This window comes from Desulfomonile tiedjei DSM 6799, from assembly GCF_000266945.1.
GTDB lineage: Bacteria > Desulfobacterota > Desulfomonilia > Desulfomonilales > Desulfomonilaceae > Desulfomonile > Desulfomonile tiedjei.
This window is the reverse complement of sequence record NC_018025.1, coordinates 1,123,892-1,137,929: the sequence shown is the minus strand read 5'-3', so window position 1 is coordinate 1,137,929 and position 14,038 is coordinate 1,123,892. Positions and strand designations below refer to the sequence as shown.

The window sequence follows — 14,038 nt, the reverse complement described above, 5'->3', positions numbered from 1 at the left end:
TTGACTGTACCGGAGAGAATGACTTAATTCTGCATATAGGTTCGAATTGATGCGGCCATAAAGGAGAATCAGCAATGCTCCACAGTGTAGATAAGTTACAGGATTATGAAATTGTTGCTACGGATGGACACATCGGAAAAGTGAGAGGATTCTACTTTGATAGTGACACCTGGGAAATACACTATCTTCTCGTAGATACGAGCAAATGGTTGCCTGGCAGAAAAGTTCTGATTTCCCCGGTGGAAATTCAGAAGATCGATGTCGATAACAAGTTTCTGTCAGTGAATCTCACGCAGGATCAGATTCAAAACAGCCCGGCAATTGAGGAGGATGCGCCACTATCAGCTACTATGGACGATCTCAATGCTTATTACGGTTGGCGCGGAGGCAGAAAGGAAGGGCTTAGACCTGAGAGCGGATTTGGAGAAAAAGCAGCAGGCTATTCCGATATGGGGCTGACTGAAGCGTCCCTATATGAGGGAGTAACTGAATTCGGAGAAGAATCCGAATTTGCTGATGAAGATCTTGAGTTACGAGGGACCCAGGAAGTAATGGGTTTTTATATAGAAGCAGATGACGGCGATATCGGTCATGTCGAAGACTTTGTGATAGACGATGAAAAGTGGACTGTGGCATTCATCGTGATCGACACCAGAAATTGGTGGCCCGGCAAAAAAGTGCTCGTGTCGCCGGACTGGATCGATGAAATCGGATGGGATGACAAGAGAGTCTTCGTACAATTGACCCGCGAGCAAATCAAGAACTCTCCCGAATACGATCAAGACAATCTGCCCGGTATGGATTACGAACAGAAGTTCTATGGTCATTATCGGGAACCCGGCTGGTTGGAGCACAAGGAAGCCAGTTTTGACGAAGAAAGTAGGCGTCTGTAATTTTTGACGAAATCAACAGGGAGTGGTCCGAACGCCGGGCCATTCCGTATGTCATTCTTCTATTTGCGCAATTCCTCTACCAACTGGTGAAATCCGGGGAGAACTTCTTGGAGTTCTTCCCCGCTTTTTTTTGCAAAATTATACCGATGTGCTTTTCTTTTCATAATCTGGGAGGCTGTAGTGTATCCTTCGCTCCGGACGACGCAAAGCCGTCTAATCACTCCGCTCAGGACACACTCCAGCCGTCGCTGTCTCATGTGAATAACTGCGAAAAGGTATTATACCGATTCTCGAAAGTAATCATGGATTGTGAAGAGCAGTTCCCAGCAATTGGTAGCACCGGCCTCCCAATGCTGTTGACTTAAGCTGCGGGGACATTTTTGTACCTGCGGTAAAGCCATTTGTTTTTGCTTTGCTTGTTCACCCTTGGTTGGGGTGGTCGCTGACTGTTTGGTCGATAGTATTTGACACGATAGATTTCTTTGAGAATATCCTGAAAGATTTCGATGGCTCTTTCAGGATCGTCTGCGGCGAGCACGGCGGCTTCAGACGCGAGCGTCATGACCGCATTCTTGAACTGAGGTTCTCCGAGCTCTCCACCGAGTAACTGGGTGGAAATGGCCATGAGAGTTCTTGAGATCACAGCCATGATCGCAGCTGCAAAGAGTTCTTGCAGGACGCTGTTGCAGGTTTTGCCATGAAATTTTTCGATTTCGAGCCCAATCTTTTCATCCCGGAAATAGCTCTCGATTTCCCATCGCCTGAAATAGAGGTCAGTGATCTCCTGTCTCGGAAACTCCACCTTGTCGTAAAGATTCGTCAGGAGAACCGAGAGGGTTCCGTCAGGATTGGACAGTCTGATGACTCTCACTCTGATGGGCTTGGCGGCCTTTCGTTGTTCAGCCGTCACCTGGCTGAGATAGTTCGATGTCGGAGGAATCACGATTTCGGCTTCGCTCTTCCCGCTCCGAATGAATTCCTTTACTGTGGCGAAGGTGGACGTTGCGGGGCAACGTATCACGAAATAGCCTTTGAACTTGTCCAAAAGGTAGCTGAGAAATTCATATCCTGGGTAACCTCGATCCAGGAGCAAGACACTTCCCTCAGGCACGAGGGGCAGGAGATGTTTGGCTTGGTCCCGCTCCGAAGAATTCACCGGGACCACAGTTCTTGCGATGGGCAGACGTCTGAAGACGTCATAGAGCGTGCATACAAGACACTGAGGATAATGTCCTTTGCCCGCTTGCCCAAGTCCGCTCTCAGGATCAAACTCGGCCCTGAGCTCATCGGCGGCTGGAAGCGTATAGTCGGAGCCATCTATCGCATGAGTGGACATACCATGCCACTCGTCCTTCGGGCTCTTAGGCCAACACTCATAAGCCAGACCAACCGCATCATCGAGTATTTGCCGAAAGATCCTCCAATCCACCTTTTTGCGCGCCTTGGTGAGCGCGCTTCGATGGATCGCCTCGGCGTCAGGCCAAAGGCCAAGAATTCTGGCATGTCGAAAGAATTCACCGGATTTCATGTCCACTCCTTTACCCTTTCCACTGGCGGCAATGGACAAGATGAAGGTGATAAGCTTTCCAAAGGCGAGTTTTCTGTTTCGAGTAAAGTCCTGAGGCGAGCGTTTCTTGGAAGGGTCGATTTGTCCGGGAATAATGTGAAGAAATTTTTCAGCGTACGCGCTAAGTTGGCATGGTTCTTCAAAGCATAATGCGTGCCATAATAAAATCCTTTCAGCAGCTTGTTTTGAAAGAATTTATCGCGCGTAACTACCCGCATGTCAACACAATTCCTTCTGAATTCTCGGAGGTTAAACGTGAAAAATCAAGAACCCTTTCCTTAATTCAACAGCATTGCACCGGCCTCCGTGCCGGTGAACAATTCACCAAACAAATCAATAAGTTCTCGCCGGCAGAGACGCCGGCGCTACTGATTCTTCCCATTGCAGGCATTGGATCCCGTCAAGACTTTCGATAACCGCCATAGAGGCCGAGATTCAAATGCAACACTGATCAATCTAAATCCAATTCAACTTTGCATTGATTACATTTCATTGCACCGCGAAAAACTTTATTGTCACATTCAGGACATATATAGCGCGCCTCTTCATCTCGGACCCATTTTTCGGTACCATATTGCCGCCGGTAAGGTACGGCCCTGAGAATGACTTTCTTTCCCACCGTCATGGAGAAATCGTCGATATGGCGACAGGGGAACTCACTGCATTCGTGACAACCGGAGTATCCCTTCTCTTCCGTGCAGTTCCTGATGTCACACTGACGACAGTGCATAAAACGGTCGTCCGACAAACAGCCATTGCACCGAATATCTTCTACGGACAGGCCTTCGCTATTCGGCAGTGTTCCTTTCCCGGGAGTTCCTCCCCTGTAGAGATTTACCAGCCGCTCTTTCAGTTTGATATTATTGTCGCGGTAAGCGATGTAAATTGCGCAGACACCGCAATAAAGACCGCACGGAGAAAGAAAATCGGGATTTGTCGCCATTGTTTTCTTGTCCTCCTGTTTACAGTGTAGGTTAGATAATAGAGTAAGCCTGTGCGTCAAAAGCTGTCAATACGAGATTCAGCGCGATCTTTCGGAACCATTAATGCCAATGCGCTTTCATACGAGTAATATCGAGAAGCCGATCTGTTGCCGGCTCTGGCGGATCTCCTCCGCTACTGACGGCGCAGCCTGACTTCGCTTCGGAGACCCACCGGAACCGGCTTCAGCATTGCCACTTCTTTGATGGCGCATTGGTACAAGCCCAATGAAGCTTGAACGAAGGGCTTTTCGGTCTTCAACTTTCGCCTGCACCAGCTTACATTTTTCGATAACGCTCTGACACTGAGTTTTCTGACTTTTCCTGTACGAAATCAAAACACGTTCTAAATGTTGTCCCTTTAGGCTGATTGGAATAGAATGCCCGAGCATTGTTCGCTATGCGGTTGCAACCGCCAGAAATAGCAGGATGAAAACTAAATCGTTTTGTCTGTCGATCGTTTCTGCCGACGCTTGTCGAACAGAGCCGGGCAGGTCGGCTTCCTTGGAGACCAACATGGAAAAAGCGGGTTATGCGCTTCTTATCATTGTGGCAGGAGCCTGGTTGATTGCCATGATTGTGGGGATGGTTGCGGCATTTCCATTCGGATTGCTCGGGCTGGTCGCACTTGTGGGAATCGGTCTCCTCCTCATAAAGGTTTTTCGGGAACACCTGACCAGTAAAGAAGATCGGTATTATTCCAAGAACATAGACAAGTAAAGGTAAGCCGGATGTTCATCACAACACAGGACAATTTTGCAGATCACGAGATTGTGCAGACACTTGGGATCGTCAAGGGGAACACGGTACGCGCCCGCCACATCGGTAAAGACATTATGGCAGGTCTCAGAAATATAGTCGGCGGCGAAATCGTTGAATACACAAAAATGCTTGCTGAAGCCCGCGAACAATCGCTCGACAGAATGATTGCAGAGGCAAGAAAGCTGGGGGCCGACGGTATAGTGGCAATGCGTATGGTCACTTCCACAGCAGGTCAGACTGCTGCAGAAATTCTCGCGTATGGGACTGCAGTAAAATTGAGAAAGAAATAGAAGTGGACCAAGGTAGCTTGACATGCTGATACGCGATGAAAACCCTGGCGACATCCCGGCAATCGGCAAACTCGTCACCGAAGCCTTTCGCACCGCGCCCCATTCCAGCGGAACCGAGGCGCAATGCGCAATGCCATGCATACAAAGGAGTTTCTGCAGTGGACATTCCACGGATATTCAACATTACCGAAAGTGCTCATCGCATCCATAATCCATTCACACCAGAAAAGCTCGCCACTCTCGGCGCGGCGTTGCGTTTAGAACCGGGGACCCGTGTGCTCGACCTCGGCAGCGGTTCGGGCGAGATGCTGTGTACCTGGGCACGCGATTACGGAATCAGCGGCGCTGGTATCGACATGAGCCAGTTGTTCACCGAACAAGCGAAACTCCGCGCTGACGAACTAGGCGTCGCCGATCGGGTCGAGTTCATCCACGGAGACGCTGCCGGCTACGTCGCCGACGAAAAGGTCGGTGTGGCAGCCTGTATCGGCGCCACTTGGATCGGTGGGGGAGTCGTCGGCGCCATCGAGCTTCTGGCTAAGAGTCTCCGCACGGGAGGGATCATCCTCATCGGCGAGCCATACTGGCTGCAATTGCCGCCGACAGAAGAGGTCGCCAAGGGATGCCGCGCCGGTTCCATCTCAGACTTTCTCTTGCTTCCAGAACTTCTCGCGTCTTTCGGCAACCTCGACTACGACGTCGTGGAAATGGTTCTGGCAGACCATGACAGTTGGGACAGGTACGAGGCAGCCAAGTGGCTCACGATGCGCCGATGGCTCGAAACGAATCCCGACGATGACTTCGCGAAAGATGTTCGAGCCGAACTGACCTCGGCACCTGAACGCTACGCCACGTACACCCGTGAATACCTAGGCTGGGGTGTGTTCGCGCTAATGTCGCGGTGATGTGAGGGATCATCCTTATTCTTGCCGTCTTATTTAAAGATGGCATTGTGACACTCGCATCAATAGAGTCTAAGAAGGATTTGTTTGACTCCATTTCTAAAGTTGTCACTGCATCAACCTCACATTCCGCGCTTTTTTCCGTGGGTCTTGGGATAGTTTTTTGTTTCGTGGCTTGATAATTGGCTCGAATGAGGTCACACAAGGATATTCGCCGTGGAGAACCGAGTTTTTCGTCAACCGAACGTGCCAATTCTATAAGTGTTTTGTGAACGACTGCAACAACAGGAGAAGGATCGTGAAAGAAACGAATAGTATCCGGAGATTCGTCAGCGTACTTGCTGTCATTATTGTCTTGACCTTGAATGTCAGTGCTTATGCGGAAGATGTGAAAGGTATCATACTCCTGATCGGCGATGGGATGGGACTGAACCAAATTAGATCCGCCGAGATTTATGCAAAGGAAGTCCTCAATAGGCCCCTGGCCATAAATTCAATGGTTACACGAGGCACGACTACGACCTATTCCGCCAATGCAGAAGTAACCGATTCTGCGGCTGCTGCAACAGCCATCTATTCCGGTTACAAAACCGATAATGGCGTGCTCAATATCTTGCCCGACGGAAAATACGTGTCCAACGTTGCGCAAGCCGCCAAGGATGCTCAGTTGTCCGTGGGCGTTGTGAGCACCACCCGCTTGACTCATGCTACCCCTGCAGGGGTATACAGTCACTCTCTCAAACGTAATGATGAAAACTTTATTGCCGAGCAGCTCCTCACATTTGCTCCTGAAGTGGCAATGGCAGGTGGCCGGGGCAATTTCTTGCCTCAGAGTGAAAAGAGCAGCAAAAGAAAAGATGACAAGAACCTCATCGAGATGATGAAGAAAGACGGATATACGTACGTTGCCAACAATAGCGAGCTGCAGGCTGTCGATCCTGATGCCACCAGGAAGCTCCTTGGTCTGTTCGCCGGGTCGCACCTGAGTTACGATTTGGACCGCCAAAACGTCGAGGAATTGAAATCCGAGCCCACACTCTCGGACATGACGCGAACCGCGCTGGCGATATTGGCCAAGAATCCTAGAGGATTCTTTCTCATGGTGGAAGGCGGACGAATCGACCATGCATGTCACTTACATGATATCAAAGGGTCTATCTATGAGACACTTGCCTTTGATGACGCCGTAAAGGTTGCGCTCGATTTCCAGAAGACTCACCCGGATGTGTTGGTGATAGTTACGGCAGATCATGAAACCGGTGGATTGGGACTTGGGACAGGATCGATTTATGCCGTCGATTTTAAAGCACTTGAACCTATCAGAAACAGTCTGGAATTTCTCACAAAAAAAATGAGCAAAGATCCGGCCAATGCAAACGAGCTTCTCAAAGCAGCAGGATATGAATACACGGAAAAAGAGCATGCCTTGCTCTCAAAGTATCCGCCGGACATGAAACCCAGTCAAATACCGGAATTTTCCCATTGTCCCAAAATTGACACGTACATTCCCGCCTGGATCGTCGTTGCCCTTGGCAACTTGGAAAGCAACCGTGCCAAAATTGGATGGACGTCATACGTACACACTGCACAACCGGTAATTACCTTTGCATCAGGTCCCGGAGAGAAAGAATTTCAAGGGGCTTATGACAATACCGATATCGCGAAGAAGATGGCCAAGCTTCTTGGACTCACCATGAAGCCGCCTTATACCCCAGATACAGAGACGAAGTAGGAATCCTTAAAATCAGGGGAGCTTTTCTCCAATACTATTTCTCAGTCATTCGCATATACCGATTCTCGAAAGTAATCACGGATTGTGAAGAGCAGTTCCCAGCAATTGGTAGCGCCGGCCTCCGTGCCGGCGAACAATTCACCAAACAAAGCAATAAGTTATCGCCGGCAGGGACGCCGGCGCTACTGATTCTTCCCATTGCAGGCATTGGATTCCGTCAAGACTTTCGATAACAGCTATAAGACAACAAAGGCTGGAATGTGTCCTGAGCGGAGTGATAAGACGGCCTTGCGTCGTCCGGAGCGAAGGATACCTCCAGCCTCCCAGATTCTGAAAAGAAATGTAATCGACATTAGATGAGATTCTCAGCGATAATTTTCACCGTCTTGGCTCCCACGTCTGTACTTAATTCTTTTACGATCTCCGTTGCGTGAGGATAATGTTTCTCCAGAACGTCAGTCACGAGTTCTCCGATGCGTTCTTTATTTCTCCCCACGAGAGTTGTTGTGCCCTGTTCCAAGTAGATGGGGCGTTCCGTATTCTCTCTGGCCACAAGACACGGCACGTCGAAGAATGCAGCTTCGGACTGAACCGAGCCCGAATCTGAAAGCGCCAGAGTTGCTCCTTGCAAAAGAGACAGAAATTCTATGTAAGGCTGGGGTTCAGTTATGATAAGCCCGGCTTTGGAAGTGAGTGTGCTTTCCAATCCAGCCTCACGCAATCGCTTCAGCGTGCGAGGGTGGATTGGAAACAGGATGGGCATATCAATGACACTGAGGATGTCAACCACTTCCCTCAGCGCTTGTTCAGAATCGACATTGGAAGGCCTGTGCAGCGTGATCAATGCGTACTTACCCGGCTGCAGGTTGAAATCTTCCCATCGTTTCCTGTTGGAAATAGCCGGGAAAAACATTTGAATCGTTTCTAACATGATGTCACCGACGAGATGAGCCCTGATCATGTCGATGCCTTCTCTCTCCAGGTTTTGCATCCCTGCCGGTTCCGAGACGAATAAAAGATTGGAGAGACAGTCCGTCAGGCGTCGATTGAGTTCTTCGGGCATGGTTTCATCAAACGATCTCAGGCCTGATTCCACGTGCGCAACGGGAATGGAGAGCTTTCTGGCTACCAATGAAGCTGCAATCGTCGAATTCACGTCTCCCACCACAACCACCATGTCGGGCTGTAACTCAAGGCACGCCTTTTCGAACTCGATCATGATCTTCCCGGTCATCTCTCCGTGCCCGCCCGAACCGACGCCAAGATCTCTTTCGGGATGGGAAAGCCCCAATTGTTCGAAGAATACTCCGCTCATCTCCCGGTCGTAATGTTGGCCTGTATGAACGACCATGTGACGAATATCAGGATATTTTTTAAATTCTCTCTCCAGCGGCGCAATTTTCATGAAATTGGGGCGTGCCCCTACGACGCTGACGATCTTTTTCTGCATACTTAATTTCCTCCTTACTAATCAACTAATCCAAATTGGCCGGTGAACCGGTTTGAGCGCTTCAAAGAAGTAATATTTGAGGAACCTTTTTTGGAAAAAGGTTCCTCATACTGCTCCAAAAAACTTTTGACGCTGGTTTAAGTCATGGTTTTTTCGATGGAAAAAACCATGACTTAAACCAAACGCTACGCGGGGTCACAAGAAGGATTTCCCCAGTGTTTACTGCTTGAAAGCTCGTTTTAACAGTCGTCGGATCAACATATTGAAATCATCCAAGGTCCTCGGAACATGGAACATGATGCGATGAATCGTATCCATGTATTTCGCTGGTGGCGAAATACTGATACCTCCCTTCTCATGCAATAGTCGGGAGACTTTTTCTGCTGTCGCATCGGGGCTGACGATAGGGTCCAACCTCACATTTTCGGATCCACATTGCCAACCATCCGGATACACCGCTATTTTCTTTTTCCCGTCTCGCACATCTGATGTGAGCACAACCGGAGTTCCTCCGTTTTCCAAAGCATCAGCCAGATCTTCAACCCTTCGACTATGATAAAGCGGGGGCTTCCACCATGACACCCCGTAATCCAATGCAGACGATTCTTTGGACACCTGTGCTTCATTCTCGTCCCATCTGTACAGGATCTCGGCAGCCGTAGACCGCGCAGGTTCCGGAGCAGGCAACTCTCTCAAGGTTACGGGACGAAGATTCAGATCGTGTAAAAGATACTCCATGAGACTGCGAGTGTTTTGAATTCTCTCCAGAGCACCGTCCTTGAACGGATGCATCAACACACTGACATGATTGTGCCCTTCTTTCCGTGCTGTGCGAAGAGAACTCCTTATCATTGCTTTCACTTCATGGAGAGGCATGCCGTACGTTTCAACGCCGACAGGAATAAGGACCAAATCTCCTTCCGGAGTACGAAAGGAGCGGACCCGACCCGAGGATTCTATAAATCTTGTCCGGTAAAACAAATGTTTCCTGAAAAGCACGAAGTAGCGCAGGCCTGCCTCGCAGATTGCCTGAGGAGAATGAGCATCCATGCGGAATATGAAATTGGCGCCACGCACATCGCCAAAGGAGACCAGAGACTCTTTGTGGCGACTGATGCGAGCAGTCTGATCGCTTATAGTCCTGCCCTGAAGAAACTCATGCATGGCTCCGTGGACCGCTATTTCGTGACCTAAATCAACGAGCAACTGCACGAGCGGCGGATAAATCTCAGCAATGAATCCCGTTATAAAGAACGTAGCATGTATTCCGAGGGATTCCAGCATGGGCACAAGTCTCGGTATTCCAAAGCGAGCACCGCCCAGTTGTTCGAAATCGAAGACAAGACTGAATGTGCCGTCCGTTTTGCCTTCGGACCGGGCAATCTTTTCGGAGCACGTCGGGACAGCGACTTCTCCGTGACGGTTCAACAAATCCTTTATGCATTCCCGTGTCTGCTCGTGCCAGTGTTGTCTGTCGATGGCAGAAACTGCGGTGTATCCTTTGCGGGATGCCCGCAGGAGATCGGCAATCCGCGGATGGCCATGCATGTCGTCGTTTCTCGTAAAGATGATTGCTTCGCATCCGGTCGCTGCAATCTCTTGCACAAGAGATTCATCTCTTCCGATCCGATCGTACGAAGCCACGAGAACGTGCAAACCTGCTGATTCAAAGTCCTTGGAGGTGAATCCGAATTGCTCCTCATCCGCGGGATCCATGAGGACAAGCACGCGATCCCAATCGACGCTCATAAGCGTTGCCCTTTACGAAATGCGGATATGAGTTTCATGACCACTCGGAAATATTCATCGCCGATTTTCGGCCAGGAGAAATTCTCTTCAGCCATTTTTCGGCTGCGTTGTCCCATTTCTGCAAGTTTCTCATAGGGAACTTCCGATGCACGATGCATGACCGCCGCCATCCCTTCCGGAGTAGGCTTGGAGACGAATCCGCAGGCGTATTTCTGCACGAATCTCGCGGTCTCGTCCACGTCATTGACCAGCACAGGCCTCCCCATTGCCGCGTATTCCGCGAATTTCGTGGGAAAAGCATGTTTGATAGCATTGTGCTCTACGCGTGGAATCATGAGAATGGAAACCGATCGTACAAGATCGACAAGCGTGTTGCGATCCGTCCTGTCCACAAGTTCCACTCTGGAACCGAATTTCTCGCGGAACACTTCTTTGATGGGTCTATCACATTCTCTGAATCCCACAACTAGCATTTTGATTGAGGGGGTCTGCACAAGCTGGAAAGATTTGATGAGATTGTCTATGCCTTGCCACGATTGAAACTCGCCAATGTACGCGAACGTATAGAGAGGTTCCTTCGGCTGAGGCAGAGGCTGGAACAGATCCAAATCCACACCGTTGCGGATCAGGCTGATACGTTCGGGAGGAATACCACGTTTGAGAAACACTTCGGTCTGAAATGTGGACACGGTCAAAAAGTGATCTGCGCAGGCCATGGCCAAGCGATCTATCATTTCTACCCGGAGTGAAGCAGTGCGCTTCTTTCCACCTGTCTCAAGCTCATTTGCCAGGGCGGATTGCGCAATTACGTCCCCGTGAATATCCAGGAGTTTCGGGGGCCTCACGAAATGTCCGCAGAAGAATAATGTCTGCCCTGCTTCTTGTGCTCCGCAGTAGATCAGATCGTATTGGTTGAGCTTGCGGAGCCAAAAAGGCATGAAGAGCGATGCAGTGGTTTCCGTGTCCAAAGGGGGATTATTTGGCATGAAAAAGAAATCGCATCGGACGGATCGTTCTTCGAGGCATTCTGCCAATTTGAGTATGCGATGGGTGTACGCCGAACGATCGTTTTTATCAGCAGCGGAAATCACGAGTATTCTGGGATCCATGAAATGCGCTTTCACAACAATAAGATTCAGGAAAGCCTTTTCGCGGAAAAGGTCATTTGTCCTTCAAATGTACCCCAAAAAATGCCTCTATAGCGTCCGCAATTCTCTCCGATGCGTGGCCGTCTCCGAAGGGATTTGAAACGGTCGTCATGAATCGGTAATGTGCCGGATCGTTGAGCAATTTTGACGCCTCCTGTACCATTTGGGTTCTGTCTGTGCCCACAACGCGTGCAGCTCCGCATTCGACCGCTTCGGGCCTTTCGGTGACGTTCCGAGCAATCAGGACCGGTTTGTTCAATGATGGGGCTTCTTCCTGAATGCCGCCCGAATCCGTAATAATCAGGTAAGACGCTTTCATGAGCTTCACGAAACTCAAGTATCCCGGAGGAGGGATAACCCTGATACGATCGTGACCTTTGAGAATACTTTCCACCGCCTGACGAACATTCGGATTAGGGTGGACCGAATAGACAACTACCACATCATCGTAGGTATCGGCCAAGTCCCGCAATGCAAGGGACAGGTTTCTTAGCCCCTCCCCGAAGCTCTCTCTTCTGTGAGCTGTCACGAGAATGACGCGACCGGAAGAAAGATTCTCCAGATCCGGTTTGTCTTCTCCCCTGTCGTGAAGTCGCTTCAACGTGAAATACAATGCATCGATAACCGTGTTTCCTGTTATAAAGATGCTGGAGAGCGAAACCTGCTCCTTGATGAGGTTATCCGCGGCTCTTTGGGTGGGGCAAAAATTCAGATCCGCCATGTGAGAGATAAAGACGCGGTTGACTTCCTCGGGAAACGGCTGAAAACGGTCGTACGATCTGAGACCCGCTTCGACGTGGCCGACGGGAATCTTTGCATAAAACGCTGCGAGAGACGCAGCGAACGCGGAAGAAGTGTCGCCCTGGACGATTACCATATCAGGTTTTTCTTTGGACAGGATCTTTTCCATACCGCCGAGAACAGCGGAAGTAATGTGGACGAGCCCTTGGTTTTCTTTCAAGATATTTAAGTCGTAATCCGCCTGTATCCCGAAGAAATCAAGGAATGGAAGGAGAAGCTCCCGGTGCTGCCCGGTAATACAACAGACAAGTTGTATGTTGTTCGTTCGATTTCTCAGTTCCTTGTACAAGGGAGCGAGTTTGATCGCCTCAGGTCGCGTGCCGAACGCCAGGAGAACTTTGATCATGCGCTGAAATACCCTCAAAGCTGATTTCGATGCAATTTCAACCGAGAAAAAAGAATCGGGGAGGAACTTCTTGTAATCCTGCTTTAGCGGGATTCAGCGAACCCCCATATGCGCTAACTTTGTTGTCATTCTTTGTCGCGCAGCGACTAAAGAAAATAGCCCGGTAATTCAGAGCCTGTCGCAAAACTGTATGGAGCAACGAAATCGTGCCACGATTCTCCATCCGGGTAGGGGCAGACCAATGTGTCTGCCCTTATTGGGGCGGACGCTCTGGTCCGCCCCTACAGCCAGCGTAGGATGCGGTGACCAGCGGGAACCGCATCAGTCGAGGTCTTTCGCGACCGATGCGATTCGCTTCGCTCATCACATCCTACGTGAGCTGGGAATTCAGATGGCGCGAAACCGTGCCATAGTAGCACGATTTTTCCGATTTTTTGAATTCCGCGACAGTTTCTTCATTGCCGGGAATTTTGTATCAGCCGTCCCTCCGGAACTCGAAAATCATTGGTTTTTTCCTTAACCGACGATGAATCGTCGGCCTGTTTTTCCCGCGTTTCGCGGGATTCCTCCGGAACAACCAACCAAAGACACTCTAAGTTAGCGCGAATGCTCCAATATTGCTCTTCTGAATGCAAAATGATGCCAATGCCGTACCCCCTCACTAAAGAATACACCTTTTCTTCTTTTGAAGCAGCAAAAGTCGATTGACAATTTACAACGTATTGTTAAGCTCGATACAAGAGGGAAGGTGTTCTATGGGGACCTTGCAATTCAAGACGTTGTTATTGTTTGTGATGTTGTTGTTTGTTTCGAGTCAATGTTTCGCCGATCCACTGGTAGATTCCACACCTGAAGAAGTGTTTGCAGGAGCGGATTTCTACGTCATCCCGAGAGCCAATTACGCCGGTTCTTTCTGGGTCGTCGATCAGAGTAACAATAAGATTATCGGATACGCTCCGTGGGACCCACTTAAGAGACGGTGGACTCTCTTTTCGTTAAACTCCGAATATCAGGGATTTCTGCAGGCTACGGTGGGCGATACCAGGCCTCCCCATTTCACACAGTACCTGTACTATGATCGTGACAATCGCTATAAAGGTGTTTTCATTGCTGCCCTTGGAGGAAGACCCGTCACACCGGAACTACCCAACGGCGAGCTGGGGGGAACGCTCGATCTGTACGAGATAGGGAATATTCCTGTTCGTCTGCCTGATTTCGAGCCCGAGGTCGACCCCTTGCGAAAGTTTCCCGAAGGTGTAGATGTCGGTCCTATCCAACCACCGTCGGGCAGGCCGATCAACTGACCCGATTAAATAATATCCGAGAATCGTTACACTTGTAGGCTTCCTGCGAGACCGTCCGACCACCTTGCGGAATCGGCCGAATGAACCGTTCCCTTGCCCTATGAAAAAATCTCC

General features: G+C 49.8%; 12 protein-coding genes. 6 read left to right on the top strand and 6 right to left on the bottom strand.

Annotation, left to right across the window (positions count from 1 at the left end; translation table 11 throughout):
- The first annotated feature begins 74 nt into the window (after positions 1-74).
- Positions 75-893, top strand: coding sequence for a PRC-barrel domain-containing protein (locus DESTI_RS04820; protein ID WP_014808836.1), 819 nt, complete (start codon positions 75-77; stop codon positions 891-893).
- Between the two features lie 361 nt (positions 894-1,254).
- Here the strand turns inward: DESTI_RS04820 and DESTI_RS04815 are convergent, their stop codons facing one another.
- Both DESTI_RS04815 and DESTI_RS04800 read right to left on the bottom strand, forming a co-directional pair.
- Complete coding sequence (locus DESTI_RS04815) at positions 1,255-2,472, bottom strand: IS4 family transposase (protein ID WP_237671475.1); 1,218 nt, start codon at positions 2,470-2,472, stop codon at positions 1,255-1,257.
- 439 nt (positions 2,473-2,911) lie between these two features.
- On the bottom strand, positions 2,912-3,403 hold the full coding sequence (locus DESTI_RS04800; RefSeq protein WP_014808835.1) for a DUF3795 domain-containing protein: 492 nt from the start codon (positions 3,401-3,403) through the stop codon (positions 2,912-2,914).
- A 553-nt stretch (positions 3,404-3,956) separates the two neighbouring features.
- Here DESTI_RS04800 and DESTI_RS04795 point away from each other — a divergent pair.
- The 4 genes from DESTI_RS04795 (at position 3,957) to DESTI_RS04780 (ending at position 7,126) form a co-directional block, all read left to right on the top strand.
- Positions 3,957-4,160: a hypothetical protein gene (locus DESTI_RS04795; protein ID WP_014808834.1), complete on the top strand. Its 204-nt coding sequence runs from the start codon at positions 3,957-3,959 to the stop codon at positions 4,158-4,160.
- Between the two features lie 11 nt (positions 4,161-4,171).
- Positions 4,172-4,492, top strand: coding sequence for a YbjQ family protein (locus DESTI_RS04790; protein WP_014808833.1), 321 nt, complete (start codon positions 4,172-4,174; stop codon positions 4,490-4,492).
- A 158-nt stretch (positions 4,493-4,650) separates the two neighbouring features.
- Positions 4,651-5,397 (top strand): SAM-dependent methyltransferase, encoded by a 747-nt coding sequence (locus DESTI_RS04785; RefSeq protein WP_014808832.1) that lies wholly within the window; start codon positions 4,651-4,653, stop codon positions 5,395-5,397.
- 295 nt (positions 5,398-5,692) lie between these two features.
- The gene (locus DESTI_RS04780; RefSeq protein WP_014808831.1) at positions 5,693-7,126 is read left to right on the top strand and encodes an alkaline phosphatase; all 1,434 of its coding nucleotides are present in this window, start codon (positions 5,693-5,695) and stop codon (positions 7,124-7,126) included.
- A gap of 352 nt (positions 7,127-7,478) precedes the next feature.
- Here DESTI_RS04780 and wecB (DESTI_RS04775) read toward each other — a convergent pair whose 3' ends face one another.
- The 4 genes from wecB (DESTI_RS04775) to wecB (DESTI_RS04760) all read right to left on the bottom strand — a co-directional run bounded on the left by wecB (DESTI_RS04775) (position 7,479) and on the right by wecB (DESTI_RS04760) (position 12,620).
- Positions 7,479-8,576 (bottom strand): non-hydrolyzing UDP-N-acetylglucosamine 2-epimerase, encoded by a 1,098-nt coding sequence (gene wecB / locus DESTI_RS04775; protein ID WP_014808830.1) that lies wholly within the window; start codon positions 8,574-8,576, stop codon positions 7,479-7,481.
- 219 nt (positions 8,577-8,795) lie between these two features.
- A complete protein-coding gene (locus tag DESTI_RS04770) occupies positions 8,796-10,325 on the bottom strand; it encodes a polysaccharide deacetylase family protein (RefSeq protein WP_014808829.1) in 1,530 nt (509 codons plus the stop codon).
- The gene (locus DESTI_RS04765) at positions 10,322-11,434 is read right to left on the bottom strand and encodes a glycosyltransferase (RefSeq protein WP_014808828.1); all 1,113 of its coding nucleotides are present in this window, start codon (positions 11,432-11,434) and stop codon (positions 10,322-10,324) included. The genes DESTI_RS04770 and DESTI_RS04765 overlap by 4 nt, the downstream gene beginning before the upstream one ends.
- A gap of 52 nt (positions 11,435-11,486) precedes the next feature.
- Positions 11,487-12,620: a non-hydrolyzing UDP-N-acetylglucosamine 2-epimerase gene (gene wecB / locus DESTI_RS04760; RefSeq protein WP_014808827.1), complete on the bottom strand. Its 1,134-nt coding sequence runs from the start codon at positions 12,618-12,620 to the stop codon at positions 11,487-11,489.
- A gap of 755 nt (positions 12,621-13,375) precedes the next feature.
- Between wecB (DESTI_RS04760) and DESTI_RS04755 the strand changes: the two genes are divergently transcribed.
- Positions 13,376-13,924, top strand: a complete 549-nt coding sequence (locus DESTI_RS04755) for a hypothetical protein (RefSeq protein WP_014808825.1) — start codon at positions 13,376-13,378, stop codon at positions 13,922-13,924.
- The last annotated feature ends 114 nt before the right edge of the window (positions 13,925-14,038 follow it).

Bases quoted from the DNA above. Each gene is read 5' to 3' on its own strand.
- DESTI_RS04820 (WP_014808836.1), top strand. From the start codon at position 75: ATGCTCCACAGTGTAGATAAGTTACAGGATTATGAAATTGTTGCTACG.
- DESTI_RS04800 (WP_014808835.1), bottom strand. From the start codon at position 3,403: ATGGCGACAAATCCCGATTTTCTTTCTCCGTGCGGTCTTTATTGCGGT.
- DESTI_RS04795 (WP_014808834.1), top strand. From the start codon at position 3,957: ATGGAAAAAGCGGGTTATGCGCTTCTTATCATTGTGGCAGGAGCCTGG.
- DESTI_RS04790 (WP_014808833.1), top strand. From the start codon at position 4,172: ATGTTCATCACAACACAGGACAATTTTGCAGATCACGAGATTGTGCAG.
- wecB (WP_014808830.1), bottom strand. From the start codon at position 8,576: ATGCAGAAAAAGATCGTCAGCGTCGTAGGGGCACGCCCCAATTTCATG.
- DESTI_RS04770 (WP_014808829.1), bottom strand. From the start codon at position 10,325: ATGAGCGTCGATTGGGATCGCGTGCTTGTCCTCATGGATCCCGCGGAT.
- DESTI_RS04765 (WP_014808828.1), bottom strand. From the start codon at position 11,434: ATGGATCCCAGAATACTCGTGATTTCCGCTGCTGATAAAAACGATCGT.
- wecB (WP_014808827.1), bottom strand. From the start codon at position 12,620: ATGATCAAAGTTCTCCTGGCGTTCGGCACGCGACCTGAGGCGATCAAA.
- DESTI_RS04755 (WP_014808825.1), top strand. From the start codon at position 13,376: ATGGGGACCTTGCAATTCAAGACGTTGTTATTGTTTGTGATGTTGTTG.